23 protein-coding genes are annotated in these 22,812 nt (G+C 33.5%); 1 reads left to right on the forward strand and 22 read right to left on the reverse strand.

Going from position 1 to position 22,812, the window contains the following annotated elements; all coding sequences use genetic code 11:
* Nucleotide 1 precedes the first annotated feature (1 nt).
* Nucleotides 2-1,153: a glycosyltransferase gene (locus tag Q1K34_RS11040; RefSeq protein ID WP_300438534.1), complete on the reverse strand. Its 1,152-nt coding sequence runs from the start codon at nt 1,151-1,153 to the stop codon at nt 2-4.
* Nucleotides 1,154-1,270: 117 nt separating this feature from the next.
* On the opposite strand from Q1K34_RS11040, the gene Q1K34_RS11045 reads away from it, so the two are divergent.
* A complete protein-coding gene (locus Q1K34_RS11045; protein ID WP_300438536.1) occupies nt 1,271-2,236 on the forward strand; it encodes a glycosyltransferase family 10 in 966 nt (321 codons plus the stop codon).
* A 44-nt stretch (nt 2,237-2,280) separates the two neighbouring features.
* Here the strand turns inward: Q1K34_RS11045 and Q1K34_RS11050 are convergent, their stop codons facing one another.
* The 21 genes from Q1K34_RS11050 to Q1K34_RS11150 form a co-directional block, all read right to left on the reverse strand.
* Entirely contained in the window at nt 2,281-2,727 is a 447-nt protein-coding gene (locus Q1K34_RS11050) for a glycosyltransferase (protein WP_300438538.1), read from the reverse strand.
* Nucleotides 2,728-2,771: 44 nt separating this feature from the next.
* Entirely contained in the window at nt 2,772-3,425 is a 654-nt protein-coding gene (locus Q1K34_RS11055; RefSeq protein ID WP_300438540.1) for a hypothetical protein, read from the reverse strand.
* Nucleotides 3,422-4,681 carry a UDP-glycosyltransferase gene (locus Q1K34_RS11060; protein ID WP_300438542.1) on the reverse strand — a complete coding sequence of 420 codons (1,260 nt, stop codon included), beginning with the start codon at nt 4,679-4,681 and terminating at the stop codon, nt 3,422-3,424. Before Q1K34_RS11060 ends, Q1K34_RS11055 begins: the two co-directional genes overlap by 4 nt.
* Nucleotides 4,671-5,777, reverse strand: coding sequence for a non-hydrolyzing UDP-N-acetylglucosamine 2-epimerase (gene wecB / locus Q1K34_RS11065; protein ID WP_300438545.1), 1,107 nt, complete (start codon nt 5,775-5,777; stop codon nt 4,671-4,673). The genes Q1K34_RS11060 and wecB overlap by 11 nt, the downstream gene beginning before the upstream one ends.
* The gene (locus Q1K34_RS11070) at nt 5,774-6,712 is read right to left on the reverse strand and encodes a glycosyltransferase family 2 protein (protein ID WP_300438548.1); all 939 of its coding nucleotides are present in this window, start codon (nt 6,710-6,712) and stop codon (nt 5,774-5,776) included. The genes wecB and Q1K34_RS11070 overlap by 4 nt, the downstream gene beginning before the upstream one ends.
* 1 nt (nt 6,713) lies before the next feature.
* Nucleotides 6,714-7,547 (reverse strand): glycosyltransferase, encoded by an 834-nt coding sequence (locus Q1K34_RS11075; protein WP_300438551.1) that lies wholly within the window; start codon nt 7,545-7,547, stop codon nt 6,714-6,716.
* Between the two features lie 20 nt (nt 7,548-7,567).
* Nucleotides 7,568-8,470 (reverse strand): alpha-1,2-fucosyltransferase, encoded by a 903-nt coding sequence (locus Q1K34_RS11080; protein WP_300438554.1) that lies wholly within the window; start codon nt 8,468-8,470, stop codon nt 7,568-7,570.
* 10 nt (nt 8,471-8,480) lie between these two features.
* Nucleotides 8,481-9,362 carry a glycosyltransferase family A protein gene (locus tag Q1K34_RS11085; RefSeq protein ID WP_300438556.1) on the reverse strand — a complete coding sequence of 294 codons (882 nt, stop codon included), beginning with the start codon at nt 9,360-9,362 and terminating at the stop codon, nt 8,481-8,483.
* Nucleotides 9,340-10,461 (reverse strand): glycosyltransferase, encoded by a 1,122-nt coding sequence (locus Q1K34_RS11090; protein WP_300438558.1) that lies wholly within the window; start codon nt 10,459-10,461, stop codon nt 9,340-9,342. The genes Q1K34_RS11085 and Q1K34_RS11090 overlap by 23 nt, the downstream gene beginning before the upstream one ends.
* Nucleotides 10,462-10,561: 100 nt before the next feature.
* The gene (locus Q1K34_RS11095; protein WP_300438561.1) at nt 10,562-11,350 is read right to left on the reverse strand and encodes a glycosyltransferase family 2 protein; all 789 of its coding nucleotides are present in this window, start codon (nt 11,348-11,350) and stop codon (nt 10,562-10,564) included.
* Nucleotides 11,351-12,289: a GDP-L-fucose synthase gene (locus tag Q1K34_RS11100; RefSeq protein ID WP_300438564.1), complete on the reverse strand. Its 939-nt coding sequence runs from the start codon at nt 12,287-12,289 to the stop codon at nt 11,351-11,353.
* 98 nt (nt 12,290-12,387) lie between these two features.
* On the reverse strand, nt 12,388-13,518 hold the full coding sequence (gmd, locus tag Q1K34_RS11105; RefSeq protein ID WP_300438566.1) for a GDP-mannose 4,6-dehydratase: 1,131 nt from the start codon (nt 13,516-13,518) through the stop codon (nt 12,388-12,390).
* Between the two features lie 2 nt (nt 13,519-13,520).
* Complete coding sequence (locus tag Q1K34_RS11110) at nt 13,521-14,705, reverse strand: glycosyltransferase family 1 protein (protein ID WP_300438569.1); 1,185 nt, start codon at nt 14,703-14,705, stop codon at nt 13,521-13,523.
* Nucleotides 14,698-15,336 carry an acetyltransferase gene (locus Q1K34_RS11115; protein WP_089665272.1) on the reverse strand — a complete coding sequence of 213 codons (639 nt, stop codon included), beginning with the start codon at nt 15,334-15,336 and terminating at the stop codon, nt 14,698-14,700. Before Q1K34_RS11115 ends, Q1K34_RS11110 begins: the two co-directional genes overlap by 8 nt.
* Nucleotides 15,329-16,438, reverse strand: coding sequence for a DegT/DnrJ/EryC1/StrS family aminotransferase (locus Q1K34_RS11120; RefSeq protein WP_300438573.1), 1,110 nt, complete (start codon nt 16,436-16,438; stop codon nt 15,329-15,331). Before Q1K34_RS11120 ends, Q1K34_RS11115 begins: the two co-directional genes overlap by 8 nt.
* Nucleotides 16,438-17,367: a hypothetical protein gene (locus tag Q1K34_RS11125; protein WP_300438576.1), complete on the reverse strand. Its 930-nt coding sequence runs from the start codon at nt 17,365-17,367 to the stop codon at nt 16,438-16,440. Before Q1K34_RS11125 ends, Q1K34_RS11120 begins: the two co-directional genes overlap by 1 nt.
* A gap of 167 nt (nt 17,368-17,534) precedes the next feature.
* The gene (locus Q1K34_RS11130; RefSeq protein WP_300438579.1) at nt 17,535-18,842 is read right to left on the reverse strand and encodes a hypothetical protein; all 1,308 of its coding nucleotides are present in this window, start codon (nt 18,840-18,842) and stop codon (nt 17,535-17,537) included.
* A gap of 12 nt (nt 18,843-18,854) precedes the next feature.
* Complete coding sequence (locus Q1K34_RS11135) at nt 18,855-20,141, reverse strand: ABC transporter ATP-binding protein (protein WP_300438582.1); 1,287 nt, start codon at nt 20,139-20,141, stop codon at nt 18,855-18,857.
* Complete coding sequence (locus tag Q1K34_RS11140; RefSeq protein WP_300438585.1) at nt 20,138-20,989, reverse strand: class I SAM-dependent methyltransferase; 852 nt, start codon at nt 20,987-20,989, stop codon at nt 20,138-20,140. Before Q1K34_RS11140 ends, Q1K34_RS11135 begins: the two co-directional genes overlap by 4 nt.
* A complete protein-coding gene (locus Q1K34_RS11145; protein WP_300438587.1) occupies nt 20,989-21,825 on the reverse strand; it encodes a polysaccharide pyruvyl transferase family protein in 837 nt (278 codons plus the stop codon). The genes Q1K34_RS11140 and Q1K34_RS11145 overlap by 1 nt, the downstream gene beginning before the upstream one ends.
* A gap of 111 nt (nt 21,826-21,936) precedes the next feature.
* Nucleotides 21,937-22,800, reverse strand: coding sequence for an ABC transporter permease (locus tag Q1K34_RS11150; RefSeq protein WP_300438589.1), 864 nt, complete (start codon nt 22,798-22,800; stop codon nt 21,937-21,939).
* Nucleotides 22,801-22,812: the final 12 nt, after the last annotated feature.

Below are 22,812 nucleotides of genomic sequence, written 5' to 3' on the forward strand. Positions count from 1 at the left end.
ATTAACCTATCAGCTGTTTTTCTATAGACCTATACTGTTTTTGCACTTCATATTTAATATAACCCCTTTCTAAAAAGGGTTTAATTCGCTCGGTATTATGTCTAATAGCCTTTTTCATAAACACCGGGTCATTAATTGCTCTTGATATTAATTCTCCAATTTCGTTATAATCTTCAGGGTCATTAATCAAAAATCCATTTTTCTCATGACCAATTAATTCGGAGGTGGCCCCACCCGGATCTGATTGAATAGGAAACGAATTCATGATTATTGCCTCAAGTAGCGTATTAGGCAGACCATCTGAAATGCTATTCCCAATTGAAATTCTTGCATTGCCCATCAGTTTTAAAACTTCTGTCTGAGTAAGGTTATACTTTATTTCAAAATTATCCCACTCCAGCAATCCATTTTTTCTGGCAAATTCAAAAACTTCTTTATTTGCACCATAAATCGTGATCCTGTATTCTTTTAATTCAGATTTAATTTTAATTAAGCCTTCGAGTACCCTATTACACCGGCCCAATTTACCTTGATATCCTTTTATGATTATGCCTTGCTTTTCTTTAAAGCTAGAGATAAACCTATCATATTCCTCTAGATTATATCCACCACCTGTAGGATAAGTGCCTAAATATTTACCTTTAAATCCAAAATCCTTAGCCAATAAATAATCTCGAGAACAATCAGCAAACATATAATCAATTTCGAGTAAAGTTTCTTTTATATTCTTTAAATCCCTATCGAAGTTTTGTCTGTAAAACAAATCATTTCCCCATGCCGAATAGACCCATTTTATTTCTGGGAAATTTCGCATTACTGGCAAAATAGAAAATGTAGCAGACTGTAGGACAAAAGAATGAACAATGTCTGGTTTTATCTCCCTGATTTTTTTTTCCAGAATAGATTTCAGATCCCTATGATTAAATTTATTTAGAAATTTATATAGAACAGGAGCCTTAGATTTTAACAAATACCTTCCCGGATAATTCCATCTATTACGCCATCCTACTGTTTGTTCTATAAAATCTATACTTTTTACATAGGTATTAGAATCAAATACGTCTATCCAATAGATCTCATGATCGCTATCTCTTAATTGTTCTGCCCATCTAAAAAAATGAATAGAAAACATAGATACCATTAGTATTTTCATAGACTAAATTCGAAAATCAAATAAGTACAAGGTCTTTTATCTCCAAAAAGGCCATAGTTCGAGTATTAAAGGCTAAAATAAATTAAAATGTTAGCTTTGGTTAAAATAAGAAAATAAATGATCAACATATATAAAATTGGCCATTTACCCTATACTCCCTTTGATCAGAATTTTTCTAAGGACGATCTTTTATATTTGAATAAAAAAGGAATAAAAATAATTAGCAATAAGAATAAAGCAGATATTTTTGTTGCAGGAAACCACAGAAGTCTCAAAAAGTTTATTTTAAAAAATCCCAAAAGAAAAAATTATCTTATTTGGGCTCAGGAACCCAGGTTTTCTACCACCAGTTCTTCTACTTTTTACCCTTTTTTTGTTTTTCCTAAAGTACTCGTAATGAATACCTATACCGGCGATGTTTTTGTAAACAATGTAACTTATCAGGAAAAGAGATTTCTTAATAAACCTAAACTTGATCTTCTAAATAAAGACTTTGAACTTTCACATAGAAGAGTAGCAGCATTAATGTCTTATTATAATGGAGGAAAAACAAGTAAATTGATAGTCGACGGAAGTAATATAGATCTTATTAAAAAAAGGTCCGATATTGCTCACCACTTATTATCTGAAAATATGGTAGATATTTATGGTCAGGGCTGGCCTAAAGGTATATCTATAGAAGATTCAAGGTTTACTGACAGGCATACTAGAAAGAAGGATATTTTAAAGAACTATAACTTTAATCTCTGCTTTGAAAATACGGTTTATCCTAAATATATCACAGAAAAAATTTGGGAAAGCATTGAAAACTACTGTCTTCCTATCTATTATGGCGGATCAAAAAGCTCGATCTATGAGATTTTCCCCAGGAAAAGTTTTATAGATTATTCAGAAATTGAAAATCCAGAGAAATTACTCGATTTTATTAAAAATATGAGTACTGAAGATTTCATTAGTAGATTAAATAAGTGTATAAATGTTTACAATTCCTTTATAGAAAAACCTGAAAAATTTTGGAAAGAAACTCATAAGAAAATGCTCGATAACATCGTTAAAAAATGTAATTACATAATAAATAGCTGAAATTTATCCTTTGATAAACAACTCAGAATGGAAAGTGGAGCAAATTATAAATTTTTTTGAATGTAATCGTACTTTTCCAAAACCTCTTCTCGAATATATTCCCTTTGAAGTTTATGCTTAACATTTTTCTTATTATAAGCAATGCCATTTCTTAACATTTCAGGATTTTGAATCGCCTTTTTAATTAAAGATTCCAATTCGCTAATAGATTCGGGATTTTGAATTAAAAACCCATTCAGATTATGATGTATAATTTCAGCAGTGGCATCGCCGGGATTAGATTGTATTGGAAATACTTCCATAATTAAAGCTTCTAAAAGCGTATTTGGCATCCCGTCGGAGATACTGTTCCCAATATAAATAAGCGATTCACCCATAAATTTCAAAACATTACCTCTTCCCAGATTTCCATAAACCTCTAAATTTCCCCAGTACTGTAATTCAGAATTTGCAATATATTCGTAAACTGGTTCATTTGCACCAAATATCACGATGTTGAATTTATTTAGATCATCTTTAAGAGGAATTAAAGCTTTTAATATGTTAAGGCACCTCCCAAATTATGTTCATAGCCTTTGATAAGAATAGTTTTTTTTTCATTAAAATCTAGAACCATAGGATTTGTATATGCTAGGTCATACCCACCACCTCCAGGAAAAGTCCCTAGGTAATAACCATTAAAACCTAAATCACTTGCGATTTTATAATCTCGAGAACAATCAGCGAACATATAATCCAAGCGCTTAAGTACTCTCTTGATGTTTTTTAACTTATTTGCTTCATTTTTATAGTAAAAAAGATCATTCCCCCAGGCCGAATAAATCCATTTTAAATCTTTTCGCTTTTCCATAAAATCAATAATGGATGAACAGCCAGAATGCAGCTCAAAGCTTTGTATAACATCAGGTTGAAACTTCTCAACTACTTTATTAAAAACATCAAAAAAATTTCTCTCATTGAACCTATTAATATGACTATTTAAAGAAGGAAAATGCTTCTTTACAGTTTGTCGGCCTGGATAATCCCATTTATATTTCCACTTCACTTTCTGGCCAACAAAATCTATTTTGTGCACATAAGTATTCGAATCGAAAACATCAATCCAATAAATTTCGTGTTTGGTATTTTTTAATTGTAGTATCCAATTAAAAAAATGTTGAGAAAAAATTGACACCACTAAGATTTTCATTTTTTTTCAAGTATTGAATCTAAAATTTCTTTAAGGCGGTTTTCAGATAAATAATAATCTAAATCTGATCTATTTAGTACGCATAAATCATTCTCCTTCCAGTCGGTATATAAGCTTACAATAATATAAAATACTTTCTCTATATTATCAATCTCAGACCAGCAAGGATAATCATCACCCAGTAATCTTCTACATTCACTTTTAGAAGGGCCAAGTAACAATATAGGTCTATTGGCACTTATACAATGTGGAAATTTCCCAGGAAGAAATGGACTAACCTCAGCCTTTGCTTCAAGTATTATATTTACAGAAGCCTGTTTTTGCAATGTATTCACCTGTTCAAAAGCAATATAATCTTCACTTATTTCTATCTCCTTAGTATTTGAAGAAACCTTTTTAAGGTACTCGGAATAGTGATTTTTACCGCCAATAAAGATCAATCGTGCATGAGTTTTAGCTTCAGGATAAATTTTTAGAAATTTTTGAAAACCTTGAATTAAACCCTTCGGATCTCTTCCCCACAACAAATTTCCAGCATGAATTAAATTGAAATTTGATGGCTGAAAGAAGGAAGGATAGTCAATTGGTTTGTTAGTAGATTTATTTAACTGGTGTGGAATAACCACAGCCTTTTCCATATCGAAATGATAATGATCATGCATCCACTCCATTAACAACTTACTTGGAAAAGCAAAATATTTCGCCCGTTGAAACACAGCCTTTACAAATTCTATTTTGGACTTCCAACCGGGCTCGCTATAGGTATATGGCGGAGGGAATACATGCATTGGATAAGGATCATGTATGTATGCCATCCATTTTTCATGAAATTCTGGCATTTTAAGAAGAGCATGATGGGGTCTAAAACTTCCTCCCTGACTAAGGCTAAGAACCAGATCAGCATTATAGTTATCCCTTCTTAATTCCGAAACAATACTATTACGATCATTGAAAAGAGTAAATGAAAAACCGAATTTATTTTCAATATATTTATTTGAATTTAAACCTAAATATTTACGAGTATACCTTTCTATTCTGCTGATCAAAAAGGTTAAGTTTCTTCTGCGCTCTTTGATACTAATGCATTTAATTTTGTCTAATTGAATTTCTTTCCTGGAATAATGATAAACTTTTATGTCATAACCCGCATTATGTAAATTTCGGATCAATGCAACATTAGCCTTAGACCCACTACTATTTTCCACATCTATGGATTCTACAACGATTAAAATTTTGGCCGGTTTTTTATTTTTCATTCATCATAATTAAAAACTCAGCTATTCTTGCAGAGGCATGTCCGTCACCATATGGATTTTCATCAAGTCCCGTCCAGTCATTATTCAATAAATTAAAAACTTTTTCTGTTATTTTATTTTCTGATGCTCCAGTTAAAAATGCAATTCCAGCATCTACACCTTCCATACGTTCTGAAACTTCACGAGTAACAATTATTGGTTTATTAAAACTTGGTGCTTCCTCCTGGATACCGCCAGAATCGGAAATAACCAGATCAGAAATACTCAATAACCATAATAATACTGGATATTCTACAGGATCTATTAAATGAATATCATCCAGTTCTGCGAGATTTTTTAATACTGCATTTTGAACATTTGGGTTCAAATGAACGGGGAAAACTATTTGTATTTTTTGTGTTGAAACTATTTTTTTTAAGGCAATACATATCTCCTGGAAGCCATCACCAAAATTTTCTCTTCTATGACCAGTTACCAGAACAGTCTTTTTATCAGGATCTAATTTTTTCCTGATTTCCTGTGCCACACTATTTTTAGAAATACTATCTAATCTAGACCTTCCAAAATTTAAGGCGTCAACAATAGTATTCCCGGTTAAAACTATTCTATCTTCCGGAACTCCTTCCTTTAATAAATTTTGCTTTGATCTTATGGTAGGAGCAAAATGAAAATCGGCCAATCTACCAATTAACTGGCGATTAGCCTCTTCGGGATAAGGAGCCTGCAAATTATAAGTTCTCAATCCAGCTTCAATATGCCCTATGAGAATACCACTATGAAAAGATGCTATAGAAGCCATTAATGCTGTTGTGGTATCACCCTGAACCAGGGTAACCTGAGGCTTTTCTTTCTGAAGTATTGTATTGAACTCTTTTAAAACTGCAGCGCTAAGAAGATTTAGATTCTGATTTTTAGTCATCAAATCTAGATCATAATCTGGCATAATTTCAAAAAAACTGAGCACGCCATCCAGCATTTCGCGATGCTGGGCTGTTACACATACGACTGGCTTAAGACCATGCTTTGTCAGCTCATGTATCACTGGAGCCATCTTAATTGCCTCTGGACGTGTACCAAAACAAATCAAAATTTTCAAGCGTCGATTATTTTACCTTTTATAACAAAAAGAGGTCTAATTAACGGATAAAAATAGAATCCTGCCCTATACAATTGCTTGCGTGTAAGAGAATAATTAGATTTCTTTAAAATCAGTTTTATCAATCGCGGTGACCTAAAATAAAAACTCATCTGTAAAAAATGTTTTAAAAGATTTTGAGTTATTAAGTCTTTAGTCACTAGATTTTTGAATACTAAAATATAAGCTTCTATATGAGACTGAATCCTTATTTGATTTCCACCCATATATTCTCCCGTATTAGAATTAGCATGCTTACGCCCATACATTAGTGTTTTATTTATTGAGACTCCCTTAAAGTTATCAGATAAGATCCTGGAGTAAAGTTCCCATTCTTCCGCGTACATTAAATCTTCCTTGAATCGCTTATTTTCAAAACACCTTCTATTCCATAAAATCTGGCATGAATTAAAAGGAATTTCATTAAGAACTACTTTTTCGATCTTCTCTACACCTAAATATTCCCGCGTTATGTTTGTATCATTATCGAAGTTGTAAAAAAACTCTCCCTGAAAAGTTTCTCTTTGAAATCTACAAAAATCAAACTTCCCGTTTGATAATTCTGAATGTGAAATTGCTAACAAATCTGGATGAGCGATATCGTCATCATCAAAAAACAAAATAAAATCCCCGGCGGCTTTATCTAAGCCGTAATTCCGGCATCCGGGTAAACCTTTAGTATACTTTTCGGGACGTTGAAGATATTTAAAGCGTGAATCAGTATTAAGAATTGGTTCAATCACCTCAAAAGTGTTATCACTCCCGCCATCATCTATGATTAAACAATCCCAATTTTGAAAATTTTGATTCTGGATAGATTTTAAAGTTTCAAGAATAAAATGAGCCCGGTTATAGGTAGCCATTATAATGCTGACTTCTGGAATATTTATAATCATATCAGGATAAGAATCTTTTTTTCAAATATCTAAAAGGCTTTAATATTAAGTCACCTAAGATATATTCTTTTGAATCTTTCAGTTTTAAAAACTGGTTTCGTTCCTTTCTTAATGTCTTAGTATAGTTTTCTATTAATTTATCATAACTGGCAAGATACAGATGACGATTTTTTTTAAAGATATATTCCCAGATTTCAAATTGAATCTGATTTGCTTCCCTTCGCATTGAAATATTCTTCTGCCTATAATTAAATAATGGTTCTTTAATGACATGTGCATATCCTCCTAACTCTAAAAGACGAATATAAAATTCCCAATCTTCGAAACCCTGCGTCATCTCCTCATCATAACCCTCAATTTTTAAAAATTCATCTTTTCTAAATAATGCGTTTCCAATCGCTGAATTTTGAAATAAAAAATTTCGGAGGCTCCCTCCTACCGGAGTGAAAATATCTATAGTTCCTGCCTGACTAAATCTTCTTGCCTCACAAGTTACAATTTTACAGTCTTCATTTGATCTTATAATATTGATTGCTTTTTCAGCAAAGGAAGAGTCAAAATAATCATCGCTATCCTGTACTATGATATATTTTCCATTAGCTTCTTGAATCCCCTTATTTCTTGCTGCACTTAATCCTTTATTTTCCTGTGTTATTATTAAGTCAATTTTTGATTTAAAACTTTTTATAATTTCCTTAGTTTCAACATCTGAACCGTCATCTACGACAATAACCTCTTTATTTCCATAGGATTGAGAAATGGCAGAATCTATACTTTCTTCAATGAACAAAGGATCATTATAACACGGGATTACTATAGATAGTTTTTCTATCATTAAGAGTTCTTCTACTTATTTTAAATGCGTACCCAGTCTGGAGGTAATAAATCTAATGATTTTTGTTCCTGATCCATATCAGCAAACCATTTTTTTGGAGCTACAACTTTCTTTTCTGGATTTTTGTTAAGCCAGGCTGCCCACCAGCTAAATGAACTATTAGCAATTATATTATGATCACATAAGCTCATTAAATACATATCTTTCCAACTGTTCTCGTATAGATTGCCGGTCACAAATTTTTTTTCATACGGCAAATCTTTAAATTGGTTTTGAACCCATTCAATATCATCTGAAAAAAATACCAGGTTGAAATCTTTTATTGTTGCTGATAAATATTCAACTGCCTTCTTATAATATTCGACAGAGCAATTACCGTGAAAATCCTGGGTTTTTCTATTCTCTACATAATCTCCCCGCCTAATATGAACAGAAACAGAAGTTTTAGTTATAATTCTACTTTTAATTTCTTCATTTCTACTATCTAGTTTTTCAACAGGAAATTCATACAATTGCCTTATTTTACTTTCTGTCCCAGCAAAGTATTTGTAACTCTGAAAATATCCTTTTAAAAATATTGGCGCTTTCATGGTAAGCAGTTCTGGATCGAAGTTAAAGGATTTCTCCTTAAAGACTTTTGGATAATTCAGTCCCAATTTTCTATTTAACCTGTTTTTTAATGAAGGATGTTTAAAAAAAATTTTTTCTTTTTCAGTTGCCAATTTAAATTGCAGGTCAAAAATCCCAACAGAAAAATACCTTGGAAAATTCTTTAAGTTTTGAGATGTTTCTTTATAAAAGTTAGTGTCAATAAATAATTCTGAGTCATTTTTTTCAGCTAAAATTTTTGCGAGTGCAAATTGAAACATTTGATTCCCTATACCTCCCAGAATTTCAATTATTACAGGTTTTTTTTTGCTCATAAATTTAAATTCAATAACTAGGAGAATTTTTATTTAATATACTTCTAATAAGCCTGATTGGCTTTAAGATTACCATCCCTAATCGATTAGATAATGAGTTTTCTATTCTAATTTTTTCCTTTTCGATTTTTTCCATCTGAGAAAAAAGATTCTGGATATTTTCACTATAGTTATTTACGAAAGTATCTTGATGTTTTAAATTAATATAGGTAAGCAAATCATATTTATGAGAAAAATTTGCAAAAGTATTTCTTGATTTCTTCTTCAATCGATAATTAAAAAGAAATTCATCGATCACATAAACCTGCCAGCCTTTTTGGGTAATTGAGATATTAAAATCCCAATCTTCATAACCCTGGACCATTTTTTCATCATATCCCGAAACATCCTCCCATACTTTCTTTCTGAATAAAGAATTAGCCAGCACTCCATTCCTTATCAACATATCTTTTGCCTGCCCTCCCACAGATATAATTTCTCCAGTTATATTATCGTCCTTAATTATATGAGCATGACAGGTTACTAAACCTACTCTCGAATCTTTTTCTAAAATATTTACACTTTTTTCAATAAAGTCTGGTTCAAAATAATCATCGGAGTCCAGAGGAAGAATGAATTTTCCTTTTGCATAAGAAATACCTATATTTCTAGCTGCACTTGTACCTTGATTCTCCTGGGTTATCAATAAGTCTATTTTTTGATCAAGATCCTTAAGAATATTTTTGGTTTCATTATTGGATCCGTCGTCTATGACTATAATCTCCCTATTAGAATAAGTTTGATCTAAAATTGATTGAATAGCCTGCTCAATATATCGTCCATCATTATAACAGGGAATTATTATAGACACCAATCCTTTCATACCATTATCAATTAAAAAAGAGTTTCCCAAGGGACTTAATTTTGGGTGAATTAGAACAGTTGGAAATATAAGTCTTCTTTATTGAGGTAGAAAGTTCGTGGTAAACTTCATCGTTTAATTGCATTAGATTTTTTGCCACTTCCACCATTTCCTCAAAGTCGTTCACAATTAAATCTGTATGTTTTCCTAATCGTTCTTTCATAGCGCCTACATCAACAGATAGAACCGGAACTCCGGCAGCCATTGCTTCCAATCCGGTTAAAGGTCCTGTCTCGAATTTTGATGTAATTAGAAAAAATGAGATATTCTTATAAAATAAATGAGTATTGGATGGAGAAATACTTCTTTTTAGTAATGTTATATTATTCCCTAAGCTATATTCTTCTATTAATTTCTCTAATTCTAGAACATAGTTATTATCCCCTTCTCCCTGAATAATCAAATTAGGATTAAAACCACTTAACGTTAAATTATATATGAGTAGAATTGCTTGTTCTATCCTTTTCTCTCTAGAAAACCTGGATAATAAACCAAAAGTAAAAGACCTGTTTGATTTAGATTGCAATAGACGTTCTTCATTGGCTATTATAATATCCTGTACAACTATATTATTACTATCAAGCATAGTATTGAAAAGATCCTTATGCCTGTAGCTCATAACAATATTCCATTTAATGGCTTTTAAATACTCTTTTTTCATCACCTTAAAATCCTGTTCCTCTATCATTGTATATTTAACCAAACATTTTTTAAGATCAAAATTTCGAAATATTGGGAAATAATATTTTTGAGAGGGTGAGGTAAGAACGTAGACATAGTCAAATCGTTTTAAGAATTGCAGCTTCCAATACATATCCTCAATGAAAGAATACTTTATATTAAAAACTCGCCTTAAAAAGGTGTTGATTTTTTTTATAAGTGGCTTTTTAAAAAAATCAGGATAGGTAATAAATTTTATATTTTGAGCTACAATTAGATCCTGAAAATTCTGTAACTCTGGTTTGTAAGGAGAAAATATCTCAATTTTTTGAAACTGTCCTGAGCCTGCCAGTTCTTGTGCAGTAATAAGCGTTTCTATTTCTGTTCCGCCAACGCTTACTAAAAATGGGGTGGTTATTAATAATTTCATTATCTTATTTCAGACACTTAATCCAAATTTTGGAATATATTTTTCTGCAAGAAAAGATTATCCTAAATAAATTTAAAGCATCATAGGCCATAAGTCTGATTTAAAATTTCTTTAATAATCCCAGTCTTACTAATAAATTTATTTTTCGTGATTTTTTTAGGTTTTCCACTAGAAACTTAAGATCGTTTAATTCTTCAACCTCCTTTAAAAACGCCTTAAAATGATCTTGAATTACTTTTTCTCTTTCCGCAAGAATCAATGATTCATTTTCAGATAAAGCACTTATCCCTTCTGAATTGACAATGCTTAGTTGAAGATCAACTTTTTTACAAGTACAGTTCTCCTTAAACAGTGATATAATCAAAAATTTCCAATCAGATACAATTTTCAAAGTTTCGTCATACTTACCTGCCTTATGAAATAATTCCTTTCTTATAAAAACCGATTGATGACATAAAGTTCCATATAGCAAATCTGAAAATCGTAATTGCTGTGGATATTCTATTAATTTAAGTTGATCCTTTTCCTCTACAAGCACATTAAAATAAATTATCTCTTCATGTGCTAAATGTCCATAACTTTCTTCAAGAATATCATTTGTATTCAAGAGATCACCACTATTTAAGAATAATAAATATCGGCCAGTGGACATTTCAATCCCTTTGTTCATGGCATTATAAATTCCACTATCGGGTTCACTAACCCAACGATCTATCTTCTCATTATGACTTTCAATTAGCTTTTTACTCCCATCTGAAGAGGCACCATCAATAACTATAAATTCAAATTCCTGCCAGGTTTGTTCAAAAACACTTTTCAACGTTCTCTCCAAACCTTTTACATCATTGAGGTTTACCGTAATAATAGATATTAATGGTCTGCCAGGCATCTAACTTAGAAATTTTTCGCGATACACTTTCTTTATCCCCTCTTGCAGTTTAATCCTGTATTTCCAGCCCAGATCTTCTATTAAAGAAACATCGAGTAATTTTCTTGGAGTGCCATCAGGTTTATCTATGTTCCAAACAAGCTTCCCCTCAAAACCGGTGATCTCTTTAACAAGTTCAGCAAGCTCTTTAATGGAGATATCTTTGCCTGTACCTACATTAACACTAATATTACCTTCAAAAGTTAACATTAAATGATAGCAGGCTTCCGCCAGATCGTCTACATGTAGAAACTCCCTTCTGGGATTTCCACTACCCCACAGTTCGACAGTTTCTAATTTGCCCGTTGAATCCATTTTTTGTTTAGCCTCATGAAATTTACGCAATAAGGCAGGAAGCACATGAGATTCTTGTAGATCGTAGTTATCGTTAGGACCATACAAATTGGTAGGCATAACCGAAATAAACTTGCAGCCATACTGCCGGTTATAGTTTTCACACATTTTAACCCCTGCTATTTTAGCAATCGCGTAAGGCTCGTTAGTAGGTTCCAGCTTCCCACTAAGCAGATATTCCTCCTTTATTGGCTGTGGAGCTAATTTTGGATAGATACAGGAAGAAGCTAGGAATAAAAGTTTTTTTACTCCATGAACATAACTCTGATGGATCACATTATTTTGTATCATCAGGTTTTCGTAAAGAAATTGTGCCCGGTAAGTATTATTAGCTTCTATCCCTCCCACTTTGGCTGCAGCCAGGAAAACATATTCAGGTTTTTCCTGTTCAAAGAAAGAGACAACCTCTTTCTGATCGATCAGATCCAGCTCCTTTGAAGTCTTTAAAACCAGATTGGTAAAACCTTCTGCTTCCAGCTTTCTAACCAATGCTGAGCCCACCATTCCGCGATGTCCCGCAACATATATTTTCGAATCTTTATTCAAACTATTCGTTTTCTGTTCAATTCTTTCTCTTCACTCCTCACCCTTCACTCTTCACTCTTCACCCTTATTTTTAACTCCCCCTTTGGGGGCTAGGGGGCCTATTCGTTATAATCCAGCGTCTCATGACCTCCATCCCTTAAGTACTTTTCTTTTTGAAAGAGTTTCAAATCAGACTTTATCATTTCTCTTACTAGGTCCTCCAAGCTATATACAGGTGACCAGCCCAGTTTTTCCCTGCATTTAGATGCATCCCCAATTAACAGGTCCACTTCGGTTGGTCGGTGATAATCCGGGTCTATTTTAAGCACACAATTTCCTTCCGCAAGCTGAAATTCAGGATTGGAGCATGAGGTCACTTTTGCAATTTCCTCAATTCCCTGTCCTTCAAACTTAAGTTCAATTCCAAGTTCAGAAAATGCCATCTTTACGAAATCTCTTACCGAAGTAGTTACTCCTGTGGCAATCACGTAATCATCTGGCTCTTCCTGTTGCAGCATTAACCACATGGCTCTTATATAGTCCCTAGCATGACCCCAATCCCGGCGGGCATCAAGATTCCCTAAATACAGGGTGTCCTGCATCCCTAAAGCAATTCGGGCCGCTGCTCGCGTGATCTTTCTGGTAACAAATGTTTCTCCTCTTAATGGAGACTCATGATTGAATAAAATTCCGTTACAGGCATACATATTATAAGCCTCCCTGTAATTAACTGTCATCCAATAAGCATATAGTTTTGCGACACCATAGGGACTACGGGGATAAAATGGAGTTTTTTCATTTTGAGGCACCTCCTGTACTTTTCCGAAAAGCTCTGAGGTGGAGGCCTGGTAGATTTTGGTTTTCTGAGTTAGTCCAAGTAAGCGTACGGCCTCAAGTATTCGCAAGGTTCCAAGCCCATCAACATTTCCGGTATACTCGGGGGTTTCGAAGCTTACTTTTACATGGGACATCGCTCCAAGGTTATAGATCTCGTCAGGTTGTACTTCCTGAATGATACGGGTAAGATTCATAGAATCACTTAGATCACCATAATGAAGTTTAAATCTAATATTTTTTTCGTGAGGATCCTGATAGAGATGGTCAACTCTATCCGTATTAAAAGAGGAACTCCTTCTTTTAATACCATGAACTTCATATCCTTTGTCCAGTAGAAATTCTGCCAGGTATGCTCCATCCTGACCTGTAATTCCGGTTATCAGTGCTTTTTTAATTTTACGAATATCATTCATATTTAAACCTTTGATAAAGTTTCATATACTTTATTAATTTTTAACCCTGCATTATTAAATCTTAATTTTTCTGCCTGAATTTTTATTCTACTTAAATTTAATTCCCTGTATTGATCATCACTCCAGATTAGGTTTATTTTTTGAGCCATGTCCTCCACATCCTGCGGGTCAAAAGTGAACCTATCATCCTCGATAGTTTCAGGTAACGAAGTTACATTAGAACAAATCACTGGCACGTTTAATAAAATACTTTCCATAAGCGGAAAGCTTCCGGCTTCATATAAAGTTGGAACAATAACGGCACGACAAGTCTTATATAATTTCAATAACTCTTCATCTGAAACTATACCCAAAAATCTTACCTGGTTCGAAAGATTATTTTTCTCAATCACAGGTAAAATGTCATTATGGAAATGATCAGTTAAATTACCTGTGCAGATTAGTTGGATTTCAGGAGCATTCAGATATTTCAGAGCTTCTATTAATTTTAAATGATTTTTATGCTCCCATGATGATGCGGGGTATAAAATAAAGTTCGTGGGAAGCTCGTACTTCTCATTAAGTTTAACTAGGTCGATATTTTCTATTTTTTCAAACCACAATTTTTGCATGTCTAGCAATATTGTATGCACCTTTTCTTCATGCTTATTAAAATATTTAATAATATCCTTTTTTACATGATTATAACTTACTATTACGGCATCTGCCTCGTCAATCGATTTTTTGTAATTGACGGCACGCTGGGCTCTTTGTGCCGAAGTAAAAAATTCAGGAAAATGTAGTTCCTGAACATCGTGTAAGGTGGTAATACTTTTTACACCATCCTTTTTTATATTGACCTGATAAGGGCTATGAATAATATCAATATTCAAATTTTTAACCAGCCAATCATACATGTCTTCTCTATAAAACCTCTTTTTTATTTTAACTCGCTTATACAGTTTATTTAAAAAGGTATGAAAAAAGGTCTCTGCGCGGACGTATAAAAGATTGGGTGGTTTTGGATGATGAAAATTAGGGTATTTATCAATTATTTCAATAATGGCTGGATCGGGATTATGGCAAAAAATGAAAAAATCATGAGATAAATTACTATCTGCTAGGATTTTTATCAAAGCGATAGAATATTGATAAACCCCCCCATATGCTTTATTTATTTGTGGAATGTTTATTAATATATTACTCATTTATTGTTTTCGGTTTGTTATGAATTTTTTGAACGGGGTTGCCAACATATATCCCTGGTTCTTCTATAGAGTTTATTACAACAGAATTAGAACCAACGGTAACTCCATCACAAATAGAAATCTGATCATTTATAACTGCTCCAGCTCCTATAAAACAACCATTCCCAATCTTTACCCTACCGCATATGATAGAGCCTACAGAAATATGATTATGGGAGCCAATTTGTACTTCATGTTCCAGAATGGCTCCTGTATTTATTATATTATTATCCCCTATTTCTGCATTAGCATTTATCAGTACATTTCCAAATATTAAATTGGATGCACCTATTATTGAAGAACTTTCAAGAAAACACCGGGAGTGAAATATATTACCGGAATAGATCTGTTTCGAAAAATTATTAAATAATTCCTTTCTTATCATATTATCTCCAACAGCAAGAACTACCTTATAACTACCAATATAATCTTGAATCTTACCAACCAGTTTTACTGAATTTATTACCTCATTCTCCTCTTCTTTATAAGAATCATCATAAATCCCGTCCACTTCAAAACCCTGATCTTTCAAAAGAGCTATTACAGATCTACTATGCCCTCCGGAACCAATAACAGAAAATTTATTATCCATTTTTTAAATTTTGATAAGAAAACATATAACCTACTATCTCTTGAATATCTGTCTTTTTAAGACCTGGATAGCTAGGAAGATTTATCCCTCTTCGAGCCAAGGCTTCAGCTGCCTTATGCTTCTCATATTTTTGTGCATAAATCGGCATAGTATGTACAGGATAAAACATGGGTCGGGTTTCAATTCCGTTATTTAGTAAGTATTCTTTCAATTCACGCCTGTCAACATCCATCGGCAGCAAAATTGTACACATCCAGTAAGAGTGAACAACATTTTTGGTTTCAATATGAAATTCAAAATTACTTTCTTTGAATTCCTCTCGGTACCATTTAGCAATTTCTATTTTTTTCTCAATTATAGAGTTTATACGTTCTAACTGGGCAAGGCCAATGGCGGCACATATATTCGTCATCCGGTAATTATAACCAATAGCATCATGCCAGTATTCTCTATATTTTGCAAGCCCCTGACCTTTTAAATGAATGATTCGCTCATAAAGAGTTTCATCATTTGTCGTTACCATACCTCCTTCTCCGGTGGTAATGGTTTTATTTCCGTAAAAGCTGAACGTAGCAACATCACCAAAGACCCCAACGTGCTTCCCATCATATTGTGAACCTATGGCCTCTGCGCAATCTTCTACCAGAAATAGACCATGCTTTTCGCATATTTCAACCAGACTTTTCATTTCACATGGATGGCCATATAAATGAACACAAATAATTGCTTTAGTTTTTGAAGTGATTTTCTCCTTAACGTCCTCAGGATCTATTTGCCAGGTGCTTTCCAGAGAATCAACAAAAACAGGTTTGGCGCCGGTGTAGGTTATAGCATTTACTGAAGCTACGTAAGTAAGCGTAGGCACAATTACTTCATCCCCCTCTCCTATACCCAATGCTTCAAGAGCCAGATGTAAGGCTACTGTGCCATTGCAAACACCAGCTGCATGATTAGAACCTATATATTTTGCGAAATCCTTTTCAAATTTATCAATAAACTTACCTTTACCCGAGATCCATGTAGAATCTAAACATTCATTCACATATTTCTTTTCATTACCATTTAAGCTGGGCTGGTAAACTGGATATTTTAATTCTCCCATTATATTTTTTCTATTTGGTTAGTATCTGTATTATAAATGGGCATATCCTTTATCACCTCAATTCTGTCTCCTTCTCTTTTATAATTTAAATTCCCGTTTTCATCCCTGGACTCCCGAAATTTCGATTCTACATAACCAGTTTCAGAATTCAAAATTTTCAAATCTTTACAATAGCCTTTTTTTACAAAATATGCATTGTTCCCGGCACTATTGCAACCAATAAAACTATATCCCTTTTTTTCAGCCAAATCACATAATGCCTTTAGAGAAGCTCCAGCATATAAACCACTATAATGAGCTTTAAATCTATAAAAATCATCTGAATAAGGTATAGTTATGGCTCTTTTGCTTCCAAATATGCTATTATACTCAACAATCATTATAATGGGATCTACAACTTCTAAAGCTTTCCAGATCCAGTAATCATTCCCATCAATATCGATATGTAATAATCCAACCTCACCTTCAATGCCTTCTTCATTTATTAATTCATTAATATTCTCAGCCGTTATAAACGCGCTTTTCGCTCTTAAATCATATTTCCAGAATATTTCGTCTTTCTTTATTTTCAAGATATTTTCTGGACTCCCATCCAGAACGAGACCAGACCAGTTATCATTAACTAACAAAAATCTGGTATTAGCTTCCTGATAATCTTCTACTCCAAATTCTATAAATGATTTATTTGCAATTGAAAGATGATTGATAAGATACTGAATGATTCCATCATCTCCCCATTGAGAAAAAACCTTAAACTCAGCATCGCTTAAGTTTTCTATCTTTCTTTCTTTTAATTGTGAAGACCAAATTTTACCATTCTGGATTAATATCTTATTATTTAAGTTCCCATTATTAGCTAAACCTAGAGTAATATCCCTTAAACTCTGAGATATATATTTCCGGATCTCTCTTTTTATTTTTTCAATCATTACTCTTAAAGTAGATTTAGAACATGAAGTGTGTAATTTATTCTAATTAATAATCCATAAATTTTGCACCAACAGTTATTCTTTAAATTGAAAGTAATTACTTTACCATTACTCTTCAAATAAATAGTCTCTCAAATTTATTCTGTTTTTATCCCATTTTGATTAAGCTATTTATAAAAATATAGATATGTTCTATTGATACCATTATTTGAGTCCAACTCGCTTTTTTTACAATTTAAAAATTTATTTTCCATGAATTTTTGAATTGATTCAATAGAATAATCTTTTGGGGTCTTTTTATTCCATGTCTTTACATGTATATCTGAGGGATCAACAAATTCCAAAATAATACCATCCATGGCATATTTCTTACAAGTCTCACAAAATAAATAAACCGGAACTTCCTGAGATAAACAAATATGATGAATTAAGCCCAACGCTAGAACAATGTTAGATTTAAAACGATAAAATGAATCCCGCCAAAATAAACCAGGACCTAAACTAGGAGTAGGAAACTTTAAATCCATAAAAGCAGGAGTTATCTTATTATTTGAATCATTCACAAGAGCTAAATGATTCACAATTTCCTCCTCGTAATCAAAAGCCATTACAGAGGCACCTAAGTATGAAGCCATTTCTGCATAATATCCTTTATTTGAAGCTAAATCAAGAACTTTTTCAGGTTTCTGCTCAGATAGAATATTATAAACAAATTTTTGCTTTATAGTCTCTGGATTTTTAAAGTCCAAATTATGCGTATCATAATAATTAGACCAATATTCCGGTTCTTTTGAAATAGGTTTATGCTTTTCAACCCAATCAATTAACTTAGTTAATAATTTCTGAGGTTCATCCTGATATTTAACCAGAGACGTGAAATTTCTAAAGATTATTTTTTTTATATACTTAGACTTAAAAATTTTCAACCCAAAGCCATTAGTATGTTCCTTCCTGTATTCTTTTGAAAAAGGATAAGTCTTTTTTGAATAACTTGCTAACCAAATTGGCACTATAAAGTAGCTGTAGAATTCTTCAAACCAATCCTTGGAAATAGAATTGGACTTCTTAATAGATGTAAAATCATAGAAAACAGGTGATTCCCCATCAAAACTAACATTCCAGGGATGGGCATCATGTAATAAAAAACCATTCTCAGAAAGATTCAAATTTAACCTTAAAATCATAGAAGCCGCTCTCCAGAACATTTCATTAGAATATTCGCAGGGATGTAATATAAAAGGGATTTTTTTATGTTGTAAAATCAATTCCCCATCGTTCTCTTTTTGTATTTCAGTGTATACTAACCCACTAGAGAACCAACCTTCTACATAATCAGAATTTAAAATTTCTTTATATTCTCTTATTTTGGTGTCATTTTCGACAATGCGTAAAACAGTATCTTCCGTAATACATACTCTTCCTGCCCGATCATATAAATATGGTAAGTCTTTTAATTTCGACACGTCATCTATCATAAATCACTTTAATTACATGGGTTTCAAACTCCAATTATGTTTATATAAAATTTTTGCGAGATTTATATTATCTAAAGTTCTACTACCACCTAGATAGTTATCATTAACGACATTGAACATTATTTTATCGGCAATATAATCTTCCATTTCACCATTATTAAATAAAGCAATGTTAACGGAATACTTACCCGGCATGATATTTAAATGGTCCTCCATAATACATGATATCTCACCTTTTATATGATCGGAATCTATAGTTAAATTTGCGTTTGCATCACTATCAAATCTTAATATACCTTCTTCTCTCTCATTATAAACTCCTACGATCACTCTCAATTTGTTGGTTGCTATATTATTATCAACGATAAAATTAAAATGAAACCCAATTTTTTCTCCCAGCTTAAAAACTCTCGTTTCAGTAAGTGGATTCCCCAATAGTACCTTAGTAAATCTTAAATTCCCCAATCCAGATCTTTCCTTAATTTTGGATAAATCAGAAATAGATTCTTTACTGGTAGAAAGATATTTTGAAATAGTTTCTTCTGTGGTACCGGTATAAGTTATTAAACCATGTTCTAATAAAATACATCTATTACAAAGACTCTGGATACTTCCCATATTATGACTCACAAATAACACCGTTCTGCCTTCACCGGTAGAAAGGTCCTGCATTTTCCCAATAGCTTTTTTCTGAAACTCGGCATCACCTACGGCAAGCACCTCATCCACGACCAGTATCTCTGGTTCCAGGTGTGCAGCAACGGCAAATCCCAGCCTTACAGTCATCCCGCTACTATATCGTTTAACCGGCGTATCTATATACTTTTCACAACCGGAGAAAGCGATGATCTCTTCCAGTTTATTTTTTATCTCCATCCTGGTCATTCCCAAAACGGCTCCATTCATAAATATATTCTCTCTACCGGTAAGCTCAGGATGAAATCCTGTTCCTATCTCCAAAAGTGAAGCAATACGGCCTTTGGTTCTTATAGTTCCCATAGTGGGTGAGGTGACCCTGGAAAGGAGTTTAAGCAGGGTTGATTTACCGGCGCCATTTTTACCAATGATTCCCAGTACTTCTCCCTGTTTTACTTCAAAATTAATATCTCGTAATGCCCATACATAATCTTCATTCGCCAGGCTGTTGCGTTCATTAACCGCTCCTACCTTTAAAAAAGGATCTTCTTTTCCTCGTATACCATACCACCATCTCTTTAGATCATCCCCCAGTGTACCAGTACCAACGGTACCAAGGCGGTATTGCTTGGAAATGTTTTCAGCTTTTAAAATTATACTCATTGCAAAGGTTCTTTATAGACTATAAGCTGGCTCCTGGTAAGATAAGTATTTATTAGCAGGGGAATATTCTGTTCGGCTTTAAAAGCCCATCTACGGTATCTAATATTATGTTTACCCCTTGGAATAAGTCTGTTGAATCTCTCAAGAGTACCTACAGGTTTTATCTTAACAAATTTAAAGAATGCTGTACCCACATTTTTAAAGTGTAAAGAACTAAAACTTCTATCGGGATGAGGATCATTCTCTTTCCATTCTGTAAACTTCTTCCTGTTCAATTTTGAAGGTCTTCCCTTTACAGGGATCATCCACCTAATTTCATCCAGAATCCTACTATTTACCGCCGGTTCAAAAAAGCGTGCTTCTCCCTCAGGTTTTAATAGACGCGCAGTTTCTCTTAAAAATTCTTTTTCCTCTGGTAGAGTTAAATGATGTAAAAATGCTTTTCCCACTACAAAATCAAACTTTCCGGCTTCAAGGTTATTTTTGAGAAAATCGCCTTTCACAAATTTTATGGGATACTTAAATTCCCAGGCCTGGTTTAATTTTTTGATGATCTCCCCACTAGCCTCGGCAATATCATTGGCATAAACTTCTGCACCCAGTCCCGCCATCATTGCGGCATTTACACAATCTCCACATCCCATTTCCATTACTTTCTTATCCTCAAGTCTATCCTTAAAGCCATCCTGATAAAGAGCATGCCAGCTGGTTTCTGTAGCACAGGCACCATCAAGGAAACTATCCAAATCTTTTAACCAGATCAAAATATTCCTAATAGAATAATCGGCATATAATTTATTATAATGCTGCCGGTTCTTTTCCTTATTATCTCTTGAAACCTTATCCATTAGCTGTTAATATTACTATTCCTGAACGGGCAATTATTAATAAGGCCGTTTCTTAGTTCTTTAATCCGGTCTGGATCTGGCAAAACCTGATCTTTCTTAAAACAATCTAATAAATCGTCTATCTTCATTCCATCCCGATATCTTTGAATTTTATAATTGTAAATATCTACCGACTTAAAATAATCCTTGTATTTAATGTTGTCTCCAAAAACTTTATCGGAGAACTGCATCCATATAGCCGGGATTCCATAAGTATGTGGTACGATAACCCCATGCAGGGAAGAGGAGATGATCTTTTCACAGGCCAGGATCTCATCTGTAGTTTTTTCAATGTCCAGCGTCATCATATCTATTATCTTAACTCTCTCCACGTTTTGATATTCGGCTGAGATCTTTTTAAAATCTACGTAATGAGGAATAATCCCCAATTCATATTTCTTTTCAATTTTGGGTGCATAGAAATCGGGCAATAAAACTGCCGGATCTCCATATACCTCGGGGCAGTCTAATCCCTGTTCTATTAAATATTTTCTGGTTTCTGGTCCTCTAACCGCATAAAACTTTGAATTTGCAATTTTAAGCTTTCGGTCTACAATACCACTACCCCATACTATACTATCGCTGGTAGCCTGAGCTAGAATACTTCCTGCAGCAAGATAATGTGTTTTGTTTAGGTTATACCAGGCCTGCTTTTTAGGATGTACCCATTTTGCTTCTTTTCCCGCAACTTTTTCAACAATATATTTAGAAAGAAGATCACCGTAATTTTCCTTCTTCTTTCCCATCAGTCGGATCTCACTCCACCAGAAAAGAGGTATTTTTTTAGTTCCGGGCATTCTGTTGTCGGTTATCGGTTGTCGGTTATCGGTTGTCGGTTGTCGGTTGTCGGTTGTCTAAAAGTAAATTACAGAACATACTTCTGACGCTTCACTCTTCACTCTTCACTCTTAAACAGTATCAATAAAATTCTTCTCCGTCCTGTTAAAAATAATTAAACCGAAAAGAAATAGAACTATAGAAATTACAAGTGTATAAAAGAACCCTGACCAGGTAAAAATACCGGTATCAAGGATCATATACCTAAAGCCTTCAATGATCTGGGTTAAGGGATTATATTTAACCACCCAGTCCCAGTCCGGCATTTTCTCCGAAACTTCACTAAGCGGATAGGGTACTGCTGAAAAATAGACCAGTAAAGAAGTGGCAAATCCCACCAAAACATTTAAGTCCCTATACTTAGTTGTAAAGGCAGAAATGATCATTCCCAACCCCAGTCCTAAAAGAGCCATCATCAAAACATATACAGGAAATAATAGCAGGTTTGAATTTGGGCTTATCTCTTTTCCGCTCCATATCACATATAAATAAACAATGATAAGTACTCCAATTTGTATCCCAAATTTAAAAAGATTGGTGATCACATTAGATAATGGCATGATAACCCTTGGAAAATAGACCTTCCCAAAAATACCGGCATTTGCCCGAAAGGTATCAGAGGTTCCTGTGAAACACTGGCTAAAATAATTCCAGGCCGTAATACCTGCCAGGTTAAAAAGAAATGGTGGCACATTCCCTGTGGGAATATTAGCGATATTATTAAAAACAAGGGTAAAGGTGATCGCTGTAAACATAGGTTGAATAAAATACCATAAAGGTCCCAGTATTGTTTGCTTATAAACCGTTACTATATTTCGCTTTACAAAAAGAATCAGTAAATCCCTGTATCTCCATATCTCCCTGAAATTAAGGTCAATCAGTTTACGCTTAGGGGTGATTTCGTATAGCCAGTTATCTGAATTCGCTTCGCTCATTCTTTCTAGTGA

Origin of the sequence: Christiangramia sp. (assembly GCF_029937855.1) — a bacterium.
Classification (GTDB): Bacteria; Bacteroidota; Bacteroidia; order Flavobacteriales; family Flavobacteriaceae; genus Christiangramia.

Coding starts and splice junctions, on each gene's coding strand:
- Q1K34_RS11060 (WP_300438542.1), bottom strand. CDS start 4,681: ATGAAAAATAAAAAACCGGCCAAAATTTTAATCGTTGTAGAATCCATA.
- Q1K34_RS11150 (WP_300438589.1), bottom strand. CDS start 22,800: ATGAGCGAAGCGAATTCAGATAACTGGCTATACGAAATCACCCCTAAG.
- Q1K34_RS11095 (WP_300438561.1), bottom strand. CDS start 11,350: ATGCCTGGCAGACCATTAATATCTATTATTACGGTAAACCTCAATGAT.
- Q1K34_RS11145 (WP_300438587.1), bottom strand. CDS start 21,825: ATGCCCGGAACTAAAAAAATACCTCTTTTCTGGTGGAGTGAGATCCGA.
- gmd (WP_300438566.1), bottom strand. CDS start 13,518: ATGAATGATATTCGTAAAATTAAAAAAGCACTGATAACCGGAATTACA.
- Q1K34_RS11070 (WP_300438548.1), bottom strand. CDS start 6,712: ATGATTATAAATATTCCAGAAGTCAGCATTATAATGGCTACCTATAAC.
- Q1K34_RS11075 (WP_300438551.1), bottom strand. CDS start 7,547: ATGATAGAAAAACTATCTATAGTAATCCCGTGTTATAATGATCCTTTG.
- Q1K34_RS11045 (WP_300438536.1), top strand. CDS start 1,271: ATGATCAACATATATAAAATTGGCCATTTACCCTATACTCCCTTTGAT.
- Q1K34_RS11110 (WP_300438569.1), bottom strand. CDS start 14,705: ATGAGTAATATATTAATAAACATTCCACAAATAAATAAAGCATATGGG.
- Q1K34_RS11120 (WP_300438573.1), bottom strand. CDS start 16,438: ATGGGAGAATTAAAATATCCAGTTTACCAGCCCAGCTTAAATGGTAAT.
- Q1K34_RS11080 (WP_300438554.1), bottom strand. CDS start 8,470: ATGAGCAAAAAAAAACCTGTAATAATTGAAATTCTGGGAGGTATAGGG.
- Q1K34_RS11130 (WP_300438579.1), bottom strand. CDS start 18,842: ATGATAGATGACGTGTCGAAATTAAAAGACTTACCATATTTATATGAT.
- Q1K34_RS11125 (WP_300438576.1), bottom strand. CDS start 17,367: ATGATTGAAAAAATAAAAAGAGAGATCCGGAAATATATATCTCAGAGT.
- Q1K34_RS11055 (WP_300438540.1), bottom strand. CDS start 3,425: ATGAAAATCTTAGTGGTGTCAATTTTTTCTCAACATTTTTTTAATTGG.
- Q1K34_RS11090 (WP_300438558.1), bottom strand. CDS start 10,461: ATGAAATTATTAATAACCACCCCATTTTTAGTAAGCGTTGGCGGAACA.
- Q1K34_RS11040 (WP_300438534.1), bottom strand. CDS start 1,153: ATGAAAATACTAATGGTATCTATGTTTTCTATTCATTTTTTTAGATGG.
- Q1K34_RS11135 (WP_300438582.1), bottom strand. CDS start 20,141: ATGAGTATAATTTTAAAAGCTGAAAACATTTCCAAGCAATACCGCCTT.
- Q1K34_RS11140 (WP_300438585.1), bottom strand. CDS start 20,989: ATGGATAAGGTTTCAAGAGATAATAAGGAAAAGAACCGGCAGCATTAT.
- Q1K34_RS11115 (WP_089665272.1), bottom strand. CDS start 15,336: ATGGATAATAAATTTTCTGTTATTGGTTCCGGAGGGCATAGTAGATCT.